Here is a 21,604-nt window from a genome sequence, read left to right as displayed (position 1 = left end):
AACCACTTCAATACTCTGGCGGTATTTTTATCGTTTTAATATTTTTAAAAATGCTCTCATTTTTTATTATTTGTTTGAGAGTCGGGTGTTTTCTACTTAAGCGGCAAAGCCTAAATTCATTGTTTTCATTTTAAGCTGTTGACGGCATGATGGTTTATCTTTAAATATCGGAAGTTCATCAACAAAATGTACTTGTTCTGGTCGTGAAAATTCACCGAAAGAGCCAGCAAGCTTGGCACTAATAGCTTGTGATAGTGTATTTAAGTCGATAGCTGAACACTTAGCTTCAACATAAACATAAATGGCATTGCCTTTGTGTTCATGTGGCACACCAATTACAGCAACACGGTTCACTGCCGCAAGTTGTTCAATAAACTTTTCTATAATGTGATTTTTAATGCGATAGCCTGTCACTTTATGGGCAGAGCTTTCTTGACAAACAAGCCATATATGGTCATTGTCTTGGCGATTTTGCCTGGTGTTTTTTTCACTATTGTCATCAAGAAAATAAAACCATTCACCATTACAAGATTGCAACCAAGATAGTTGTGCTTGCTGTCTTTGATGTTCAGGTAAATTAGTCATTATTTTCATATCTCAACATAGTTGTTCGAATTATATTCACTCTGTAGTTAACACTAGAGAGTCAACCGCCATTTAGAAATTAGACCTAAGTCTACATTGATGAAAAAAAGCGCTAGACTTTAGTCTATAAAAGATAAAAATCAGCAAATTAAGCCTTTTTTCGCGTCAATTATCGTAGCGGTTATTCAACTGGTCGATATTTAAAGCAGCATGCTTTAAAGAAGTGGTAGAATGTTGGAAACTCAATTTTTATAACGGAAAAATAAAAGGTTATGCATGATTGCTAAAACGAAATTTCTTTTTTCAACCATATTATTAGTTGGTTTAGCTAATATCGTTGTTGACGCTAACGCGCAAACATTAAGTGTTGATAAATATAAAAAAGCTGAGCATCAGTTAAGTAAATTTACCGATAAATTGCTCACAGGTACTGTCGAATATCCACATTGGGACAAAAATGAACAACTGCTATACCGAAGTCGCACTGGCCAAGGAGAGCAATTTTTTATTGTAAATGCTAATACTAAGCAAAAGAAATTGGCGTTCGATCATCAAAAACTTGCCACAGCACTTGCTCGTATTACAGAGCAAGAAATTAACGAAGCAAGCCTACCTTTTAAAAGCTTTGAAATAGTAAATAAAACCAGTATTTCAGTACAAGTTAAAGGTAAAACGTACCAATGTAATACCGAGCATTATTTATGTAAGTTAGCCAAAAATAATGCCAAGAAAATCGAGCATGTTGCACCTAATGGTAAGCAGGCTGTTTTTATTCGTGAACATAATTTATGGCTACGCAACCTTAACGATAATAGCGAAAAACAGCTAACCACTGACGGCATTGAAAATTTTGGCTATGCAACAAATAACGCAGGTTGGATTCGTAGCAAAAAGCCCGTTGTAAAATGGTCTCCAGACTCTAAAAAGCTTACTACATTTAAGCATGACGGCCGCAACGTAGGCGAAATGGGCATAGTATCTACAGCGGTTGGTCACCCTGAAATTGATGTTTGGAAATATCCATTACCTGGCGATGAACACATCTTCAAGATTCACCGTGTTGTTATTGATATTGAACAAGCAAAAGTAATTCCATTGGCTATGCCAGCAGACGATCACCGTTCAACCATTACCGATCATGTAGCAGGCCGTGATGGCAGCTTACTTGATGTAGACTGGTCAACCGATAGCAGCCATTTTGCTTTTGTATCATCAAGTCGTGATCATAAAACCGCAACGCTAAAAATGGCTGATGCTGTTACTGGCAAAGTGCGCACCATTTTAAGAGAGGTTGAAGAGAGTTTTTTTGAGTCAGGTGTTAGTGGCATTAGCTGGAAGTACCTTGATAAAAGCAATGAAATTATTTGGTTTTCACAACGCTCTGATTGGGGACATTTATACCTAGTTGATGCAGCAACAGGTGAAATTAAAAACCAAATTACCCAAGGTGATTGGACCGTACTTGAATTACTAAATGTTGATCAAAATACAGGAAAACTTATTTTTACTGGCGCCGGCAAAGAGGGCGGAGATCCATATTTTCATTACCTTTATAGCATCAATAAAGACGGCTCAAACCTGACCTTATTAACTCCAGAGAAAAAACATCATCGCATTACGCTAAGTCATGATGCAGCATACTTTTTAGATAGAGTTTCAACACCGAATCAAGCAGAAGTAAGCTTTATTCGCAGCACCAAAAGTAAATCGGGCTTTGTTGTTGAGCAAATGGACATTTCAAAGCTTATAGAAAGTGGCTGGCAGGCGCCGACACCTTTTATAGTGAAAGATCGTAACGGTAAACATGACATTCATGGCTTAATGTATAAACCTAGCGATTTTGACGCCCGCAAGTCATACCCTGTAGTTAATTACTTATATCCAGGACCACAAGTGGGTAGTATTCGTGGCCGTCATTTTAGAACGGCTCGTGGCGACAACCAAGCCATTGCAGAACTTGGCTTTATTGTTATTGAAATTGATGCGCTAGGCACGCCGGGCCGTTCAAAAAGCTTCCATGAGTTTTACTATCAAAACATGGGCGATAGCGGTATTCCAGATCAAGTTGCAGCAATTAAACAATTAGCTAAACAACATAGTTGGATCGACAGTTCAAAAGTCGGTATCTGGGGACATTCAGGTGGTGGCTTTGCTTCAACGCGAGCTTTGTTAACTTACCCAGACTTTTATTCTGTAGCCGTTTCTCAAGCCGGTAATCACGACAACAGAAACTATGCTGATGAGTGGGGTGAAAAGTACCACGGCGTATTAGTAAAAAATGAAGATGACAGTACAAATTATGATAGCCAAGCGAATCAGCTAATTGTCGATAACTTAAAAGGTAAATTATTAATAGCGCACGGGACAACTGACACTAATGTACCACCATACAACACGTTAGTTGTAGTAGAGGCGTTAATTGAGGCTAATAAAGACTTTGACATGCTAATGCTACCTAATCGAGGTCATGGTTTCGCGCGTGAAGCTTACATGATGCGCAAACGTTGGGATTACTTTGTTCAGCATTTAATGGCTGTTACACCGCCAAAAGAGTTTGTGTTTAGTAAATAATTTATAAGTTCAGCATGTAAAAAATGCCAATATCAATATGATGTTGGCATTTTCTTTATCAATTTTTACCAAAGTAACTATTTACGACGCACGTAAACATTGCCGTTATAGGTAGCTAATGTTATATCTTGGCCACCGCCATTCACTTCTGCGCTCATCATGCCGCCGATGACAATTTTTTGCTTACCATCTTTATTTACTCGAGTCGCATCTTCTGAAACAACAAAGTCTGTAGCTAAGCCTGACAGTATTTCACCTTTATAATTTTGTACGTTAATTCTTGCTGAGGTATTTTTACTAACACTAATATCAATATTTCCACTATGTGTGGTTAACGATGTTGGGTTTTCCTGTGCTAATTTATCAAAAGAAACAACAATATCGGTACTGTGGGTTTCCGCCACCATTGGGCCTGAAACGCCATTAGCAATAATATTGCCTTTAAATGCTGACGCTTCAATAGCGCCGGCAATATTGTTAATTTCTAAATCTCCACCTTGATATAATTCAATGTCTAAGCGGGTAGTTTTTGGCACTTGAATATGTAGTACCACTTTCTGAGTACTGTACTCACTAGAAATATCGATTTCATTATCTTCTTCTTCAATCGATAATTGCATCATATTATTTTTAACTGACTTTAACCCTTCAGCAGAACGAGGCTTACTCTTATTGACTCGTCGATAATTGTCATGTTGACGATGCGGCTTATGTGCGTCAGTGTCGGTAAACTCTTCAATTTTGGCCGAAACTTTTACTTCTGAGCCATCATATCCTTCTATAAATATTGCCCCAGTGTGAATTTCAGCATTTAAGGTGGCAGGCTCTCCCGGTTTTGATAAAGGTAGACTATACGTTCTCTCTAAAGCATATGCGCTTTGTATTAACGCTGGTAGCATGATGCTAGCAAATAATAGGGTAATTTTATTCATGATAATGACTCCAATAAATTTATTAAATATGTGAAATAGCGTTAATTTTCTTTAAGAATTCAGCCATATCTGGGGTTAATTCACTTTCTTCTAATTGTGCTAATAACTTAACTCTCGCTTGCTGGGTGCCAATATTGAGCAACAAGCTACATAACTCAATTTTTACCAAAGTATTTCTTTCACTGAGCGCCAGCGCTATTAAGCTAGCCTCTTGCGCTTTAATTTCAGGCAAAGTATTAAAAGCATTAATGATGGCGAGCTTTACAGCGGTGGAACGATCATTCTCTAATGTCGACATTAATGTGCTCATCAACACAGGGTTTGTTAAATCAGTTTCTTGGCTATAGGCGACGCCTGTTAAACGCTCTGCTGCTGAAGATTTCTCAAGCATAGATAGGGCTAGCATAGTACTGAGAGAGGAAACTTCCTGCTGCAAGCTTTCTAGCCCTACATTTGCCGTTAAGCTATCTGTAGACTCGCTGCCATTGTTAGCGTTAAATCCTAAAACAAATACCAATGCTAAGGTTGCAAATTGCGCAAGTGGCTTTACGACACCGGCACTTAGCCAGTTAACAAACTGAGCTAAAACACTAATTTTCTTGGGCTTTTTAACTAGGTAGCTGGACTCTGTAGATTGCTGTGCGGCTTGTGCTTGTGAGAGCATTTTGTAAAAACGCTTATCAAGCTCGCTGGACGGTTGCTCTTGCTCGTTTTGATGCCAAAAAGCATCAATAAATGCTAATTCTTTCTCTAATTCTGAATGTGAGGAGATATACTGCTGCATTTCTTTGCTTGGCGAAGTTTTTATGGCAACATCTTTATGAATGGTTGCTAACTTCCAATCGATAACTTTTTGATGATTCATCATTGCACCTCTCCAGATAGCCTTTGATATTGCTCATGTAGCTTACTAATTGCGTTACGCATTTTTGACTTTAAGGTATTTAAATTACAATCGAGTAACGAAGATATTTCATGATAATTAAGCTGCTGAAATCGGCTCAATATAATAATTTCTCGATGCTCTGCAGAAATACTTGCCATTGATTCATCAAAAATATCCTGCTGCTGGCTTGTTACCGCGAACTCCGTTTCACAATGCTCTGATGCCATTTCATGCTCTTCAATATCTTCATGCTGCACATGACCTTTTTGTTTACGATACATATCCGCTGCGGTATTTCTAGCAATGCCATACATCCAGCTACTAAAAGTGCTAGAACCGTTAAAGCTACTGCGATAAGCCAATATTTTCATAAAAGTTTCTTGCACTAAATCTTCACTTTGAGCGCGACTATTACCTTTATTTCTAAAATAATTAAAAAGCTTAACTTTATTGTTTTCATACAAGATTGCGAGCTTGTCTAGCTGTCCCGCTTGTACCTGCTGCATGATGTCCTTTTCATTTACCATTATTGATATATATTCCCATAGTAAAAAGACTCGCTTGTTTCAACTTATGCCATTTATTTGTGGCTATAGTTATTAATACTGTATTTTTTTAAAAAGGTTTATAAATCTTTTCTAAATAATATTTAAGACATAAAAAAAGGGCTTAAAGCCCTTAATATTCATCAGTTATTTGTACTACTTACGAATGCCTTCAATATAGAGTTCAAGATCAACCTTACCGAAGTCTTTCTTAAAATCAAAATCACCCATTGATATTGTGGCAGTGCCATTAAAGCCGACACGGTAACCACCCCATGGGTCTTTACCTTCACCAACTTTAATCGCGTCAATGACTAACGGTTTAGTCACACCGTGCATGGTAAAATTACCTGTAATGGCTAATTTACCATTGCCTTTATCTTCAACATTTGTACTAACAAAGGTAGCTTGTGCATATTTACTAACATCTAAAAAATCATCTGAACGAACATGCTTATCACGCTTAGCATGATTCGAGTCAAAACTCGATGTATCGATAGTGACAGTAATTTTTGATGCGCTAACATTATCTTTATCGTATGAAAAATCACCGGAAAACTTATTAAAACGTCCAGTCAAAACGCTAAAGCCCATATGACTTGTTTTAAAATTGATAGAAGCATGCGCTCCTTTGGTATCAATAACATAATCTGCAGCAATTACTGGCATGAATACACTTGAAGTAAATAAAGCACTTGCGATAAGTAATTTTTTCATTTTCGATCCTTTAATTTATTAACAATTATAATAGCTAAGTTATTTAGTCATACGTGTAAGTGTCGTATCTTTATCAATAAAATGGTGTTTCAACGCAGCAAGTGCGTGTAGTAATGCCAACAAAATCAATGCATAAGCTAGATAATAATGAATATTACCCGCAGTATCTTCTTGATTTTCAACTGGCAATTGCCATGCAGGTAAACTAAACCAACTAAAAATATTTATTGAATTGCCATCGGCACTAGTTATTAGGTAACCTGACATCAAAACAATAAAAAGTGATAGATATAAAATAAATATTGTTGCTTTAGCTAATTTTTTTTCCAACCTGGTATGACTATCAAGCGAAGTTGGTTTACCTGCAATAAAGCGCCAAACAAAGCGAAATACCGTCAAAATAAGCAATAGTATACCAATACTTTCATGCCAATGAGGTGCTTGCTGATACCACTGACTGTAATAATCTAAGTCAACCATCCAGTAACCTAAAGCAAATAAAGCAAAAATAATAATAGCTGATAACCAATGTATGAGCTTACTAACTAAGCCGTATTCTTGTTGATTATTCTTCCACAGCAACTTATTGCGAATCATTTCTTTTCTCAATAACTTCTCGAAAATTTAGTGTACCTATTCCCCCACAGTATGCCTAGTCAATTAAACGTAAAATAGTGCAGTTTGTCGCAATTACATTGCTAATGCTTGCCAATAAAACAATATAAAAACTCGACATGGTTCTTGCGCTAGATCAAAACAACGGGACACCAGAGGCATAAAATGAAACTAAGCCATAGGAGACTGCATTATGAACAAAGCTATCTTAAACGATTTATTAGAAAAAAAAGTAGAATTGAATCAGCGTATTAATGCAATAGAAGCTGATTTTAAAAAAGGACGTTCACAAGATTTTTCAGAACAAACAAGTGAGAATGAAAACAACGAAGTACTCAATGAAATTCATCATGAAGCTAAAATTGAATTGAATCTAGTTAACCAAGCCATTGCTCGTTTTGAAAGTAATGAATATGGCATATGTAGCCAATGTACTAAAGCAATAAACCCCGAGCGTTTACGCATACTACCTTATATCGATACCTGTATTAATTGTGCTAAATAGGAGCAATAAAAATGCTAGAGAAACACGACTTACACCATGAATTCCCAGAGTTTGAACAAGAAATTCGCCATTTAAAAATGTCAGATGCACACTTCGCTCGGCTTTTTAAGGAATATCACGAGTTAGATCAAGAAGTGCATCGCATAGAAGTTGGAGTAGAATCAACTGCCGATGAATATTTAGAAAAACAAAAACTGGCCAGGTTGCATTTAAAAGACGAGCTATTTGCTATGTTAAAAAAAGCACAAATACCAGCGTAATATAACCATAGTTATGGCAAATAAAAAAGCGACTATTTACCAAAGTAAAAGTCGCTTTTTTTGTCACTAAAACTTCAGTAAGTTCTATATAGCTTGTTACTTCTTGCTTGTCGCTTGAATAACACGTAATTGTGCAACAGCGCGCGCTAATTCAGCAGCAGCTTCTGCATAATCAATATCGTCGCCGTGAGCGTTTAACTTCTCTTCAGCACGTTGTTTCGCTTCTTCAGCTGCTTGTTCATCCAAGTCACCACCACGTACAGCGATATCCGCTAGTACAGTAACGTTATTTGGTTGAACTTCAAGCATACCGCCAGAAAGATAGATAACTTCTTCGTCACCGCCTTTCTTAACGATTCTAGCCATACCAGGTTTTAGTGAGGTCAGCAAAGGTGCGTGACCAGGCATAATACCTAGCTCACCTTCGCTACCTGTGATCTGTAATGATTCAATGCTGCCAGAAAATAACTCTTCTTCAGCACTTACCACATTAAGATTTACAGAAAGTATTGCCATGTTGACCTCCTAATTGGCGACTGCGTACTCAAAAGCAGTTAGTCGCCAGCCTTCATTACATGTTTTTAGCTTTTTCAGTTGCTTCTTCAATAGAACCAACCATGTAGAAAGCTTGCTCTGGTAAGTCATCAAATTCACCAGCAAGAATACCTTTAAAGCCAGCAATTGTGTCTTTAAGTGCAACATACTTACCAGGAGAACCTGTGAATACTTCAGCAACGAAGAACGGTTGAGATAAGAAACGTTGGATCTTACGTGCGCGATCAACAGTTTGCTTATCTTCTTCAGATAATTCATCCATACCTAAGATGGCGATGATATCTTTAAGTTCTTTGTAACGTTGTAGCGTTGATTGAACGCCACGAGCTGTTTCATAATGCTCAGCACCAACAACTAATGGATCTAATTGACGTGAAGTAGAGTCAAGTGGATCAATCGCTGGGTAAATACCTTGTGAAGCGATATCACGAGATAATACAACTGTTGCATCTAAGTGAGCAAAGGTAGTTGCTGGAGATGGATCGGTCAAATCATCCGCTGGTACGTATACCGCTTGAATTGAAGTGATTGAACCTTTCTTCGTCGAGGTAATACGCTCTTGAAGAACACCCATTTCTTCAGCAAGTGTCGGTTGGTAACCTACCGCTGATGGCATACGACCTAACAATGCTGATACTTCAGTACCCGCAAGTGTGTAACGGTAGATGTTATCTACGAAAAATAATACGTCACGACCTTCGTCACGGAATTTTTCAGCCATAGTCAAACCAGTCATCGCAACACGAAGACGGTTTCCTGGAGGCTCGTTCATTTGGCCGTAAACTAACGATACTTTATCAAGTACGTTAGAGTCGTTCATTTCATGATAGAAATCGTTACCTTCACGAGTACGCTCACCTACACCAGCAAATACTGAGTAGCCGCTATGCTCAATCGCGATGTTACGAATAAGTTCCATCATGTTTACGGTTTTACCAACACCAGCACCACCGAATAAACCAACTTTACCACCCTTAGCGAATGGACATACCAAGTCGATTACTTTAATACCAGTTTCAAGAAGTTCGTTAGACATCGCTTGCTCAGCATATGCTGGCGCTTCGCGGTGAATTGACCACTTCTCTTCTTCACCGATTGGGCCAGCTTCATCGATAGGCTCACCCAATACGTTCATGATACGACCCAAAGTTGCAGTACCTACTGGAACTTGGATGTTATCACCTGTGTTTACTACTGTCAGACCACGACGCAAACCGTCTGATGAACCCATAGCGATAGCACGTACAACGCCACCACCTAATTGCTGTTGTACTTCTAGTACTAAGCCTGAAAGGTCACCTTCAGTTACATTTAATGCGTCATATACCTGAGGTACAGCATCTTGTGGGAATTCTACATCCACAACTGCGCCAATGATTTGGACGACTTTACCTGTACTCATGTTTAATCCTCTAATCTTGTGCTCTTAAAATTAAGAACCTTTGCTTATACCGCTGCTGCGCCGGCACAAATCTCACTCAATTCTTGAGTAATACTTGCTTGACGAGCTTTGTTATATACCAATTGTAAATCATCAATTAAGTCACCCGCGTTATCGGTTGCAGCTTTCATTGCAACCATACGAGCAGCTTGTTCACATGCGAGATTTTCAACTACACCTTGATATACTTGAGATTCTGTATAACGAACCAATAAATGTTCAAGTATTGCTTGAGCATCAGGTTCGTATATGTAATCCCAGCGATGCTTAATAGCGTCATCATCTGACTTAGGCAAAGGTAAAAGTTGATCAATCGTTGGCTTTTGCGTCATGGTGTTAACAAACTTGTTATACACAATGAACAATCTATCAATCTCACCATTATCATAGGCATTTAACATAACACGCACACTACCAATTAAATCAGTAAGTGACGGGTTATCGCCTAAACCTGAAACTTGTGAAACGACTTTTGCGCCCATGTTGTTGAAAAAGGCAGTAGCTTTTGAACCCACTACTGCAAATTCAACATCAGCGCCTGCTGCTTGGTGTTTACCAGCATCAGCAAGTACTTGTTTAAATAGGTTAATATTTAAACCGCCACACAAACCACGGTCTGTTGAGACAACGATATAGCCTACGCGCTTAGCTTCACGTTCTTCCATATAAGGATGACGATATTCTAAATTACCAAGCGCGATGTGACCGATCACATTTCGCATATTTTCAGCGTATGGACGAGAAGCAGCCATGCTATCTTGCGCTCTGCGCATTTTACTAGCTGCAACCATTTCCATCGCGCTGGTGATTTTCTGTGTATTTTGTACACTTCCAATCTTTGATTTAATCTCTTTACCACCAGCCATGACTATTCTCCGCGAAAAGGTTAACTAATTACCAAGTTTGGGTAGCTTTGAAAGCTTCGATTGCTTTCGCTAAACCAGACTCGATATCTTTGTTATAGTCGCCTTTTTCGTTGATAGTAGCCATCAACTCAGCGTGCTCATTGTTTACGTATGAACGTAATGCGTCTTCAAAATCAACAACTTTGTTGATTTCAACATCGTTTAAATAGCCTTTTTCTGCGGCAAATAACGATACTGCTGTTTCAGCAATTGACAATGGGCTGTATTGTTTTTGCTTCATCAATTCAGTTACACGTTGACCATGCTCTAATTGAGCACGAGTTGCATCGTCTAAGTCTGAAGCGAATTGAGCAAAAGCTGCAAGCTCGGCGTACTGTGCAAGTGCTAAACGAATACCACCACCAAGTTTCTTGATGATTTTAGTTTGAGCAGCACCACCAACACGTGATACAGAAATACCAGCGTTAACAGCAGGACGAATACCTGAGTTAAATAGGTTAGATTCTAAGAAGATCTGACCATCGGTAATTGAGATTACGTTAGTTGGAACGAATGCAGATACGTCACCAGCTTGAGTTTCAATAATTGGTAAGGCAGTTAATGAACCTGTTTTACCTTTAACTTCACCGTTAGTGAACTTTTCAACGTATGCTTCGTTTACACGAGCAGCACGTTCTAGTAAACGACTGTGAAGATAGAAAACGTCACCTGGGTATGCTTCTCGACCTGGCGGACGACGTAAAAGCAATGAAATTTGACGGTAAGCAACAGCTTGCTTAGACAAATCATCATATACGATTAGTGCATCTTCACCGCGGTCACGGAAGTATTCACCCATAGTACAACCAGAGTAAGCTGATAAGTACTGTAATGCAGCCGCTTCAGAAGCAGAAGCAACAACAACGATAGTGTTTTCTAACGCGCCGTGCTCTTCTAATGAACGAACTAAGTTCGCAACAGTAGAAGCTTTCTGACCAATTGCTACGTATACACACTTAATACCAGTATTTTTCTGGTTAATAATTGCATCTAGTGCGATCGCTGATTTACCGATTTGGCGGTCACCAATGATAAGTTCACGTTGACCACGACCGATTGGAATCATAGAGTCAATTGATTTGATACCAGTTTGTACTGGTTCATCAACTGATTTACGATCGATAACACCTGGTGCTACTACTTCAACAGGAGCAAAACCATCGTTGTCGATAGGTCCTTTTCCGTCAATAGGCTCACCTAGAGTGTTTACAACACGACCTAAAAGGCCACGTCCTACTGGTACTTCCAAAATACGGCCAGTACCTTTAACTTTTACGCCTTCAGCTAGGTCCGCATATGGACCCATAACTACCGCACCTACCGAATCACGGTCTAGGTTCAACGCGATAGCGAAGCGGTTGCCAGGAAGTTCGATCATTTCACCTTGCATTACATCGGCAAGGCCATGGATACGAATGATACCGTCTGTTACAGAAACGATAGTACCTTCGTTACGAGCTTCACTAACTACGTCAAACTGTTCAATACGATTTTTGATCAGTTCAGCGATTTCAGTGGAATTCAGTTGCATGCTCTGTTCCCCGTTAAGATTGCATTGTTGTTGCTAAGCGGTTCAATTTACCTCGTACTGAACCATCTATTACCATGTCACCAGCTTTAATTAATAAGCCAGAAACTACGTTTGCGTCTACAACACAATTGAGCTTTACTTTTCGAGCCAAACGCTTTTCAAGCGCGGCGCTTAATGTAGTTACTTGGTCAGCTGCAAGTTCTACAGCAGACGTTACATCCACGTTAACTTCTTTTTCATATTCAGCTTTTAATTCGCTAAATTGAGAAAGAACTTGTGGTAGCACCAACAAACGTTGATTTTCAGCCATCACTTTAATTAAGTTTTGGCCATTGCTATCAAGTTGATCATCACAAACCTTTAGAAAAAGCTCTGTGGCCTGTTCAACTGACGCACCACCTGAAAGGTAGTTTGTCATAGTTTCATTTTCAGAAACTTCAGCAGCAAACACTAGCATTGATAACCAGTTATCAACGGCATTTGCTTCGATAGCAAAATCAAACGCTGCTTTAGCGTAGGGACGAGCGACGGTTGTCAATTCAGACATAGCTCTATTCCCTCTTAAAGTTCAGCTACAAGTTTATCTAAGATATCGCTGTGTGCAGCGGCATCAATTGAACGCTCGAGAATTTTCTCAGCACCAGCTACTGCAAGAACCGCTACTTGTTGGCGTAGTTCTTCTTTCGCTTGGTTACGTTCCGTTTCTATTTCTGCATGGCCTGAGGCTAAGATTTTTTCTTTCTCAGCTTGGGCTTTAGCAGCAGCTTCTTCAACTATTTGCGTTTCACGCTTTTTAGCAGCTTCTACAATTTCAGCCGCTTGCGCTTTCGCATCTTTAAGTTGAGCCGTAGCTTTTTCCTGAGCAAGCTCAAGATCTTTCGCAGCACGGTCAGAAGCAGCAAGTCCATCAGCAATAGTTGCTTGACGAGCTTCGATGGCGCCAATGATTGGTGGCCATACGTACTTCATACAAAATATTACAAATACGACAAATGCGATCATTTCACCGATAAAAGTGGCATTAACGTTCATTTGTGTACCTCCTATTAAATATTACAGTTAAAAAAGACTTAATTACTTAATTAGCCAATTTTAACGAATAGGATGTATAGACCCATTGCAACACCGATGATTGCGATTGCATCGATAAGACCAGCAACGATGAACATCTTAACTTGAAGTTGAGGTGCCAATTCTGGTTGACGAGCAGCAGACTCTAGGAATTTGCCACCTAATAAACCAAAACCAATAGCTGTACCTAAAGCGCCTAAGCCGATCAATAAAGCTGCAGCTACATATAGTAAACCTAAGTTTTCCATTTTTATCTCCGATTATTTAAAGTAAAGTTAAAAGTTAAAATTTTTCTTCGGGCTTCCTGCCCTATACCCTTCGGGCCGGCTTATGCCGTACTAACTTAATCCCGAAAAGTTAGTGATCTTCGTGAGCTAAACTCAAATACACAATGGTTAGCGTCATAAAAATAAATGCTTGTAATGGGATAACCAACAAGTGGAATGCAGCCCAAACAAAATGCATTGGCAATTGGAAGAAACCAACTGTTGCAATCAAAATAAATATCAACTCGCCCGCATATAAGTTACCAAATAGACGTAACGCTAATGATAATGGACGAGCTAATAAAGTTACTGTTTCAAGTAAGAAGTTCACTGGGTATAACGTCCAGTGACCAAAAGGCTGAGTAGTCAATTCTTTAATAAAACCACTAATGCCTTTAACCTTAATTGAATAGTAAATAATTAACCAAAACACACCTAAAGCTAACGCTAGTGTCATGTTAATATCAGTGGTAGGTACAGCTTTCATGTAGTTAACACCAACAAGTTCAAATGCCTTTGGAATTAAATCTACTGGTACCCAGTCCATCGCATTCATCAACAATACCCATACAAAAATGGTTAATGCTAAAGGTGCAATTACAGGATTTTTACCGTGAAAGGTACTTTTTACACTATCGTCAACAAACTCAACAATCATTTCAACTGCACATTGCAGTTTTCCTGGTACACCGGTTTCTGCTTTTTTCGCGACAGAACGGAAGATAGTTAAAAATACCAAACCTAAGAATATTGACCAACCCAAGGTATCAATGTGAAAAGTCCAAAAACCTTCACCGACAGATAAATTGGTTAAATGGTGCTTAATATATTCTTGGCTGGTTACTTCAGCACTTGATGACATATTAAAGTTCCTAATGATTAAAGTTTAAAAATTTAATGTTTTACAAAAAATGGTGTTACTAATGGCAAAGCCACTACTAAACAAAAACTACTGAAAAAAGCTAATGGCTCTATCGCTAAAAACTTGAAGGCTAGCGCAAACAAAACGGCCGTTAAAACTAATTTCATTTTTACCCCACTGTAAAAGGAATCTAATACCTTTCTCGAGGCTCTTGCTCCGGCATATTTAAATGCTTTATGAGCAAAGACAAAATTAGGGATTATACTTATCGCGCCACCCGTTAATACTGAGTATGCGAAAGATAATCCCCAAATAAAATATGTTGCTATACTGCAAACCAGAACGAATATTATTGCGATGAGTACCTGCGTAAAGGCAAACTTTCTTCCTGGCTTTGCTAAATCATTGTGAATAAATAAACTCACCAGAAACTCCGTACGATAATCTTCGTAATTTTTACAGTTTTTTAAAGATAAAATTATCTCTTTAAAAAGCCGACGCAAGTATACTGAATTACAGCGCTAATGCAACAAAAGAGGGTGTTCATTGCCCAGATAATGTGCGAAATGTAACACCAATAGAACAAATTACGACTAATGTATAATCAATTGTGAAAACTTTCAGTTTTTATAACCAATTTGGTAATACAAACTGAGATATTTCTCATCACAATATTGAATATAAATTGGCAGGGATTTAGCCAAGCAACAATAACTACTATTGTCGCTTGTCGATTTGCTAAATTAATGACGTGATTAAAAAGAGTTAAAGCGAGAAACAATACCATCTAACTCAGATAAATCACTGTAAGATATAACTAATTTACCTTTACCTTTCTTATTGTGACTTATCGCAACTTGCGAGCCCAATTTTTCAGATAAATTCTGCTCTAGTGCTTTAGTGTTAGGGTCGATAACTTTTTCTTTTGGCGCTTTTGGCGGCTGTTGCACTTTCTTAATAAGTGCTTCGGTTTCACGAACGGTTAGCTCTTTAGCAACCACTACACGAGCGGTGTTGGTTTGAATATCATTATCTAAAGCGAGTAAAGCACGGGCATGACCCATTTCTATATCGCCATGTTCAAGTAAGGTTTTAACTTCACTATTTAAATTATTTAAGCGTAGTAAGTTAGTTACTGTTGTTCTTGATTTACCAACAGCATCAGCGACTTCTTGGTGTGTTAACTCAAATTCAATTAACAAACGCTCAAGTGCTATCGCTTCTTCCATAGCATTTAGGTCTTCACGCTGAATATTTTCAATAAGTGCAATAGCAACAGCAGACTCGTCCGGTACTTGTTTAATTAAACAAGGAACCATATCAAGTTCAGCTAATTGTGCTGCACGCCAGCGACGCTCACCAGCAATAATTTCATAACTATGTTCACTAATTGGGCGAACAACAATAGGTTGAATGATCCCTTGTGATTTAATTGAGTTAGATAAATCATCTAAAGCTTCAGCCGACATATCTTTACGAGGTTGATATTTACCGGGGTGCAATTGTTCAATCGGTAAATTTTGTAATTCGGTATCTTTATTAATAACTTCGCTATCATTACCAGATGCTTGAGATGAAGTTGCAGCTGGGGTTGTTAATAAAGCATCAAGACCGCGACCTAGACCTCTGCGTTTACTTTGACTCATAATGTTCCTTGCTCGGTTGTTGCTTGCGGTTTAGGTTGTTTATTTTGTTCTGCTCGGCGCAATATTTCACCTGCTAGTGCAAGATAGGCTTTTGCGCCTGTTGAAGATTTATCATAATACATTACAGGAGCACCAAAACTTGGCGCTTCCGCCAAACGGACATTACGTGGAATAACCGTACGATAAACTTTATCGCCAAAGTGGCGTTTTAATTGTTCAGAAACATCGTTAGCTAAACGATTACGCGGATCATACATAGTGCGTAAGATACCTTCAATATGTAGCTTACCATTAACCACAGACGTAAGTTGAGAAATAGTATCCATTAATGCTGTTAAGCCTTCTAATGCATAATACTCACACTGCATTGGCACCAATACAGAATCAGCCGCTGTCATCGCATTAACCGTTAACATATTTAACGAAGGCGGGCAGTCTATAATAATAAAATCATAATCTTTTCTAACTTTTGATAAGGCATTTTTTAATCTATGCTCGCGTGAATAAACTTCCATCAGTTTAATTTCAGCAGCGGTAACATCGCTATTGGCAGCAATTAGATCGTAAACACCCGCCGTATCTTTACATACAACTTGCTCAAAAGGGCGCTCTTCAATCAATAATTCAAAACAGGTTGCTGGCACTTCGTATTTATCAATACCACTCCCCATAGTTGCATTACCTTGAGGATCAAGATCGATTAGTAATACTTTGCGCTTAGTTGCTGCAAGTGAAGCAGCTAAATTGACGGAGGTTGTTGTTTTACCAACACCACCTTTTTGGTTTGCAACCGCAATTATTTTTCCCACAAGATCCTCAAATACTTTCGATCAAAAGCTTATTATTATTTATGATTTAACTAATTCAATCAAATGACGTTCACCTTCTAAGCGGGGAACGGCAATAGTATGGCTTTTGGCAACTGAAATATTGCTCGGTAATGCCGCCACTTCTTCGTCAGGGTAAAGACCTTTTAAGGCTAAAAAACGGCCGTGTTCTACAGTAACAAGATGATCACACCAAGTCACCATATCAAGTAAAGATGAAAATGCGCGGCTTAGTACGCCATCAAACGGAGCCTCAGGTTGGTATTGCTCTACGCGCGCTTTAACCGGTGTAACATTTTCAAGTTTTAGCTGAAATACCACTTGACGTAAAAATGTAATTCTTTTCCCTAAACTGTCTAATAATACAAAATTACGTTCAGGATACAAGATGGCAAGTGGAATTCCAGGTAAACCTGGGCCAGTGCCCACATCGATAAAAGATTGTCCTTCTAGCAACGGGCCAACCATTAAGCTATCCATAATATGTTTGATCACCATATCTTTTGGATCGCGAATTGAGGTTAAATTATAAGCTTTATTCCACTTATGCAATAATTCAACATATTGGATAAGTAACGCTATTTGCTTATCAGAAACCTCTAAAGAGGCTTCTTTGATTAAGGCACTAAGCTGGTCGGATAATGTCATTAGGCTAAATCTTAATTAATATGCTGGTTTATTATGCTGTTTTGCGCAATAAACCATGTTTTTTCAGATAGACTAATAATAACGAAATTGCGGCTGGAGTAATACCAGAAATACGCGAAGCTTTACCAATAGTTTCAGGACGAGCATCACTAAGTTTAGCAACCACTTCATTTGATAAACCTGAAATTTGACTAAAGTCGAATTCCATTGGGATCAAAGTATTTTCATGACGCTTCTTTTTCGCAATGTCATCAAGCTGACGATCAATATAACCGGCATACTTAATTTGAATTTCAACTTGTTCAGCTGCTTGCTTATCTGCCAGCTTAGGACCTAAACCTTCAATTGACATTAAATCGTCATATTTTACTTCTGGGCGTCGAACAAGATCTTCTAAATTATTTTCACGACTTAATGGTGTTTTTAATAATTCATTGACCTGCGGTGCTGCGGTATGATCTTTTTGTAACCATACTGATCGTAAACGCTGACGCTCTTGCTCAATATTTTCCATTTTCTCATTAAAACGCTGCCAGCGCGGATCATCAACTAAACCAAGTTCGCGACCTTTTTCTGTTAAGCGAATATCAGCATTATCTTCACGCAATAATAAACGGTATTCTGCACGAGATGTAAACATACGATAAGGTTCTTTAGTACCTAAAGTTGCAAGATCGTCTACAAGTACGCCCATATAAGCTTGATCACGCGTTAGTACCAACTCTTCTTTGCCTTGTACACGGGCAGCAGCATTTGTTGCAGCAATTAAACCTTGGGCACCTGCCTCTTCGTAACCAGTAGTTCCGTTAATTTGGCCTGCAAAGTATAAATTTTCAATAAATTTACTTTCAAGTGTTTGTTTTAAGTCTCGTGGATCAAAGAAGTCATATTCAATAGCATAACCAGGGCGAGTAATATGGGCATTTTCAAAACCGCGAATAGATCTTACAAGCTCCATTTGCACATCAAACGGTAAGCTGGTTGAAATGCCATTAGGATAAATTTCGTGGGTTGTTAAACCTTCTGGCTCAACAAAAATTTGGTGACTATCTTTTTCAGCAAAGCGATGAATTTTATCTTCAATTGAAGGACAGTACCGTGGACCAACACCTTCAATAACGCCAGTGTACATTGGTGATCTATCTAAACCGGATTGAATAATTTCATGGGTTTTCTTATTGGTATGGGTAATAAAACATGAAATTTGCTGTGGATGATCATTATCCGATCCCATAAATGAAAATACTGGACGAGGCTCATCACCCGGTTGTTCTTCCATTACTGAAAAGTCTAATGTACGTGCATCTAATCGTGGTGGAGTACCGGTTTTTAAACGATCAATTCTAAATGGCATATCACGCAAACGTGCCGCCAAATTAACACTTGCTGGATCACCTGCTCGACCACCTTGATAGTTATTCAAGCCAATATGTATTTGCCCAGCTAGAAAAGTACCTACCGTTAAAACAACACTTTTTGCTTTAAATTTCAATCCCATTTGAGTTGAAACTCCAACGATCTTGTCATTTTCTAAAATAAGATCATCACAAGGTTGTTGGAATATGGTCAGGTTTTCTTGATTTTCTAAGTAATGGCGGACAAAATTTCGATATAAACTACGATCCGCTTGAATACGTGTTGCGCGAACAGCAGGGCCTTTACTGGCATTTAAAGTTCTAAACTGAATGGCTGCGTGATCTGCAGCTGTTGCCATTAAACCACCGAGAGCATCAATTTCTTTAACTAAATGTCCTTTGCCAATACCGCCAATAGCTGGATTACAAGACATTTGGCCAAGAGTATCAATGTTGTGAGTTAGCAGTAAGGTTTTACATCCCATACGTGCTGCAGCTAATGAGGCCTCTGTGCCCGCATGTCCACCACCAACAACAATTACGTCATAAGACTCTTGATACCACATAAATTAATGACCTTAGATCTGTTCATCTTTAAAAATTAAGAGCGGTATTTTAGCGCTTTTTTTAACGTAGGGGAATGATCAAATCACTTAAAAGATCTGGTTCGATCCTTAAATAATATATAAAGATCTTTAAATAGATCTTGTTATTATTACTTATTAGGATCCTCTTTTACTGTTGATAAGTGTTTTTTTAGTATATAAAACAATACTATATTAAAGGTCTAACCTTGTGATCAAAGCTTGATCAATTGACTTATAACCTTTGATCAAAATAGCTATTTATCCACAGATGATTTTAATGCTATTTATATCTACTGAATAATAATAGTAAATTAATAGTTTTTACCCAAAGTTATACACATATAGCGTTTTATTTAGTAGTTACTGTGAATAACTTATGGGTAATTATCTTAAAGTTGATCTTTATTTTTATTTAGCCAATGCTGTGACAGTTCTTCTGGATCAATATCATCACTCATATCTAAGGTAAATATAGGTAGTGTTTCATTGCAACCTTTTGATAGTAAAAGTTTATTTATATTTTTTGCTGCATAACAAAAAGTATCATAGCTAGAGTCGCCAATGCCGATCGTTAAAAACTTAGTTGAGGATAGATCTTGATCGCTATTTTCAAGATCACTAACAAATGCTTGAATATTATCTGGGTAGTCGCCAGCGCCATGAGTAGATGTACAAATTAACCAAGTTTGATTTTCATGGGTTATTTCATCGAAACTTGGTTGAAAATGTAACTCTACGTCGTGGCCAAGTTCTGATAATGTTTCTTCACAGGCTTCGGCAACATATTCTGATCCACCTAACATGCTGCCAACAATAATTTGAAATGAGCTCATTTAATGCTCCGTTTTGTTAATTTATTAAAAGAAATTTATGAAATTTTTAGCGTTATTTACCAATACAAAATGATGAGAAAATTTGGCTTAAAAGATCGTCATTGGTAAATTCGCCGGTTATTTTATTCAGTTCTTCCTGACAAAAACGTAATTCTTCTGCAAGAATTTCCCCTGCAACGTATGACTCGAGTTGTTCTAAACCTATTAGGAGATGCTGATGAGCTTGTTCTAAAGCAACAAGGTGGCGTCGTCGAGCCATAAAGCCGCCTTCAGTACTACCCTGGTAACCCATTATGTGCTTTAAGTGCTCGGTAAGGGCGTTAACGCCGTTGTTCGTTTTAGCCGATAAGGTAACCGTTGGTGTGTCGTTAGGTTCACTATAACCTGTTGTTGCTTGGCTAATATCCGCTTTATTTCTTATTATGGTTAAGCCAATATTCTTAGGTAATTTTTCGAAGAACTCTGGCCATACTGATTTAGGATCAATATTGATATCTGTTGATGAGTCAACCATTAATAGTACGCGGTCTGCTTGGTTTATTTCTTGCCACGCACGCTCTATACCTATTTGTTCAACTTTATCGGCACTTTCGCGTAAACCTGCGGTGTCAATAATATGTAGTGGCATACCGTCGATATGAATTTGCTCTGATAGCACGTCACGAGTTGTGCCTTCAATATCGGTGACAATAGCACTGTCTTTGCCACTTAACGCATTAAGCAAACTTGATTTTCCGGCATTAGGGCGTCCGGCTATAACTACCCGCATACCTTCACGAATAATACTGCCTTGCTGGGCTTTGTTTTTAACTTCAGCAACTTGAGCAATAATTGCTTTAAGATCATTGACGACTTTTTCATCGGCGAGAAAGTCGATTTCTTCTTCAGGAAAGTCAATTGCGGCTTCAACGTACATACGCAAATGTATAGTATCGTTTACCATTTGGTGAACCAATTTTGAAAAATCACCTTGCAGCGAGTGTAAAGCACAGCGTGCGGCTTGTTCTGAGCTTGAATTAATTAAGTCGGCAATCGCTTCCGCTTGCGTTAGGTCGAGCTTATCATTTAGAAATGCTTGTTCGCTAAATTCACCTGGTCCTGCCATACGAACTTTAGGTAGAGCAAGTATTTCTTTAAGTAACATGTCGAGTAGTACCGGCCCGCCATGGCCCTGTAATTCAAGAACATCTTCACCTGTGAAGGAATTTGGGCCTTTAAAGTATAGCGCTATACCTTGATCGAGAGCTTGCCCTTGATGATCTTTAAAGGTCAAGTATTCAGCTTTTCGTAATTCAGGTAATTTACCTAAAATAGTTTTAGCAACATTTTCAACTTCTGGGCCTGAAACTCTTATTATGCCAACCCCGCCTCTTCCGGGAGCTGTTGCTTGGGCAGCAATGGTTTCTTTATCGCTTGGTGAAAAAGCTAACTCGGTCATGTTGTGGTCTCAATTCATGATAA

Annotated in this window: 24 protein-coding genes; 3 read left to right on the top strand and 21 right to left on the bottom strand. The window is 38.4% G+C overall.

Annotated features, from left to right (window positions below):
* Window positions 1–96 precede the first annotated feature (96 nt).
* Entirely contained in the window at window positions 97–594 is a 498-nt protein-coding gene (locus tag AC27HL_RS00285) for an AMP-binding enzyme (RefSeq protein ID WP_487078081.1), read from the bottom strand.
* Window positions 595–861: 267 nt separating this feature from the next.
* On the opposite strand from AC27HL_RS00285, the gene AC27HL_RS00280 reads away from it, so the two are divergent.
* Complete coding sequence (locus tag AC27HL_RS00280) at window positions 862–3,156, top strand: S9 family peptidase (RefSeq protein WP_487078079.1); 2,295 nt, start codon at window positions 862–864, stop codon at window positions 3,154–3,156.
* 77 nt (window positions 3,157–3,233) lie between these two features.
* Here AC27HL_RS00280 and AC27HL_RS00275 read toward each other — a convergent pair whose 3' ends face one another.
* From AC27HL_RS00275 to AC27HL_RS00255, 5 genes are all read right to left on the bottom strand, one after another.
* Complete coding sequence (locus tag AC27HL_RS00275) at window positions 3,234–4,088, bottom strand: DUF4097 family beta strand repeat-containing protein (RefSeq protein ID WP_487078077.1); 855 nt, start codon at window positions 4,086–4,088, stop codon at window positions 3,234–3,236.
* Window positions 4,089–4,110: 22 nt separating this feature from the next.
* Window positions 4,111–4,956 carry a hypothetical protein gene (locus AC27HL_RS00270; RefSeq protein WP_487078075.1) on the bottom strand — a complete coding sequence of 282 codons (846 nt, stop codon included), beginning with the start codon at window positions 4,954–4,956 and terminating at the stop codon, window positions 4,111–4,113.
* Entirely contained in the window at window positions 4,953–5,501 is a 549-nt protein-coding gene (locus AC27HL_RS00265) for an RNA polymerase sigma factor (protein ID WP_487078073.1), read from the bottom strand. The genes AC27HL_RS00270 and AC27HL_RS00265 overlap by 4 nt, the downstream gene beginning before the upstream one ends.
* A gap of 174 nt (window positions 5,502–5,675) precedes the next feature.
* Window positions 5,676–6,236 (bottom strand): YceI family protein, encoded by a 561-nt coding sequence (locus AC27HL_RS00260; protein WP_487078071.1) that lies wholly within the window; start codon window positions 6,234–6,236, stop codon window positions 5,676–5,678.
* A 39-nt stretch (window positions 6,237–6,275) separates the two neighbouring features.
* The gene (locus AC27HL_RS00255) at window positions 6,276–6,815 is read right to left on the bottom strand and encodes a cytochrome b (protein WP_487079855.1); all 540 of its coding nucleotides are present in this window, start codon (window positions 6,813–6,815) and stop codon (window positions 6,276–6,278) included.
* A 229-nt stretch (window positions 6,816–7,044) separates the two neighbouring features.
* Here AC27HL_RS00255 and AC27HL_RS00250 point away from each other — a divergent pair, with 229 nt between their 5' ends.
* Together AC27HL_RS00250 and AC27HL_RS00245 are read left to right on the top strand one after the other, a co-directional pair.
* A complete protein-coding gene (locus tag AC27HL_RS00250; RefSeq protein ID WP_487078070.1) occupies window positions 7,045–7,356 on the top strand; it encodes a TraR/DksA family transcriptional regulator in 312 nt (103 codons plus the stop codon).
* An 11-nt stretch (window positions 7,357–7,367) separates the two neighbouring features.
* A complete protein-coding gene (locus AC27HL_RS00245) occupies window positions 7,368–7,616 on the top strand; it encodes an HP1242/YdcH family protein (RefSeq protein WP_487078069.1) in 249 nt (82 codons plus the stop codon).
* A 96-nt stretch (window positions 7,617–7,712) separates the two neighbouring features.
* Here AC27HL_RS00245 and AC27HL_RS00240 read toward each other — a convergent pair whose 3' ends face one another.
* From AC27HL_RS00240 to mnmE, 15 genes are all read right to left on the bottom strand, one after another.
* Window positions 7,713–8,132: a F0F1 ATP synthase subunit epsilon gene (locus AC27HL_RS00240; RefSeq protein WP_487078067.1), complete on the bottom strand. Its 420-nt coding sequence runs from the start codon at window positions 8,130–8,132 to the stop codon at window positions 7,713–7,715.
* Between the two features lie 55 nt (window positions 8,133–8,187).
* Window positions 8,188–9,573, bottom strand: a complete 1,386-nt coding sequence (atpD, locus tag AC27HL_RS00235; RefSeq protein WP_487078066.1) for a F0F1 ATP synthase subunit beta — start codon at window positions 9,571–9,573, stop codon at window positions 8,188–8,190.
* Between the two features lie 44 nt (window positions 9,574–9,617).
* Entirely contained in the window at window positions 9,618–10,478 is an 861-nt protein-coding gene (atpG, locus tag AC27HL_RS00230) for a F0F1 ATP synthase subunit gamma (protein ID WP_487078064.1), read from the bottom strand.
* A gap of 28 nt (window positions 10,479–10,506) precedes the next feature.
* Window positions 10,507–12,048 (bottom strand): F0F1 ATP synthase subunit alpha, encoded by a 1,542-nt coding sequence (atpA, locus tag AC27HL_RS00225; protein WP_487078062.1) that lies wholly within the window; start codon window positions 12,046–12,048, stop codon window positions 10,507–10,509.
* A gap of 13 nt (window positions 12,049–12,061) precedes the next feature.
* Window positions 12,062–12,595: a F0F1 ATP synthase subunit delta gene (atpH, locus tag AC27HL_RS00220; RefSeq protein WP_487078060.1), complete on the bottom strand. Its 534-nt coding sequence runs from the start codon at window positions 12,593–12,595 to the stop codon at window positions 12,062–12,064.
* A 14-nt stretch (window positions 12,596–12,609) separates the two neighbouring features.
* The gene (gene atpF, locus AC27HL_RS00215) at window positions 12,610–13,080 is read right to left on the bottom strand and encodes a F0F1 ATP synthase subunit B (RefSeq protein ID WP_487078058.1); all 471 of its coding nucleotides are present in this window, start codon (window positions 13,078–13,080) and stop codon (window positions 12,610–12,612) included.
* Between the two features lie 50 nt (window positions 13,081–13,130).
* A complete protein-coding gene (gene atpE, locus AC27HL_RS00210; RefSeq protein WP_074496250.1) occupies window positions 13,131–13,367 on the bottom strand; it encodes a F0F1 ATP synthase subunit C in 237 nt (78 codons plus the stop codon).
* Between the two features lie 109 nt (window positions 13,368–13,476).
* Window positions 13,477–14,247, bottom strand: a complete 771-nt coding sequence (gene atpB / locus AC27HL_RS00205; RefSeq protein WP_487078056.1) for a F0F1 ATP synthase subunit A — start codon at window positions 14,245–14,247, stop codon at window positions 13,477–13,479.
* 32 nt (window positions 14,248–14,279) lie between these two features.
* On the bottom strand, window positions 14,280–14,672 hold the full coding sequence (locus tag AC27HL_RS00200) for an ATP synthase subunit I (RefSeq protein ID WP_487078054.1): 393 nt from the start codon (window positions 14,670–14,672) through the stop codon (window positions 14,280–14,282).
* A 330-nt stretch (window positions 14,673–15,002) separates the two neighbouring features.
* Complete coding sequence (locus AC27HL_RS00195; RefSeq protein WP_487078053.1) at window positions 15,003–15,893, bottom strand: ParB/RepB/Spo0J family partition protein; 891 nt, start codon at window positions 15,891–15,893, stop codon at window positions 15,003–15,005.
* Entirely contained in the window at window positions 15,890–16,702 is an 813-nt protein-coding gene (locus AC27HL_RS00190; protein ID WP_487078051.1) for a ParA family protein, read from the bottom strand. Before AC27HL_RS00190 ends, AC27HL_RS00195 begins: the two co-directional genes overlap by 4 nt.
* A gap of 39 nt (window positions 16,703–16,741) precedes the next feature.
* Window positions 16,742–17,368 (bottom strand): 16S rRNA (guanine(527)-N(7))-methyltransferase RsmG, encoded by a 627-nt coding sequence (gene rsmG / locus AC27HL_RS00185; protein ID WP_487078050.1) that lies wholly within the window; start codon window positions 17,366–17,368, stop codon window positions 16,742–16,744.
* Window positions 17,369–17,399: 31 nt separating this feature from the next.
* A complete protein-coding gene (mnmG, locus tag AC27HL_RS00180; RefSeq protein WP_487078048.1) occupies window positions 17,400–19,289 on the bottom strand; it encodes a tRNA uridine-5-carboxymethylaminomethyl(34) synthesis enzyme MnmG in 1,890 nt (629 codons plus the stop codon).
* A gap of 410 nt (window positions 19,290–19,699) precedes the next feature.
* Window positions 19,700–20,143: an FMN-binding protein MioC gene (gene mioC, locus AC27HL_RS00175; protein ID WP_487078046.1), complete on the bottom strand. Its 444-nt coding sequence runs from the start codon at window positions 20,141–20,143 to the stop codon at window positions 19,700–19,702.
* A 52-nt stretch (window positions 20,144–20,195) separates the two neighbouring features.
* Window positions 20,196–21,581 (bottom strand): tRNA uridine-5-carboxymethylaminomethyl(34) synthesis GTPase MnmE, encoded by a 1,386-nt coding sequence (mnmE, locus tag AC27HL_RS00170; protein ID WP_487078044.1) that lies wholly within the window; start codon window positions 21,579–21,581, stop codon window positions 20,196–20,198.
* Window positions 21,582–21,604: the final 23 nt, after the last annotated feature.

Source organism: Colwellia aquaemaris (assembly GCF_057548755.1).
The sequence above is the reverse complement of the archived record's forward strand: the minus strand, read 5'-3'. Positions and strand labels throughout refer to the sequence as shown.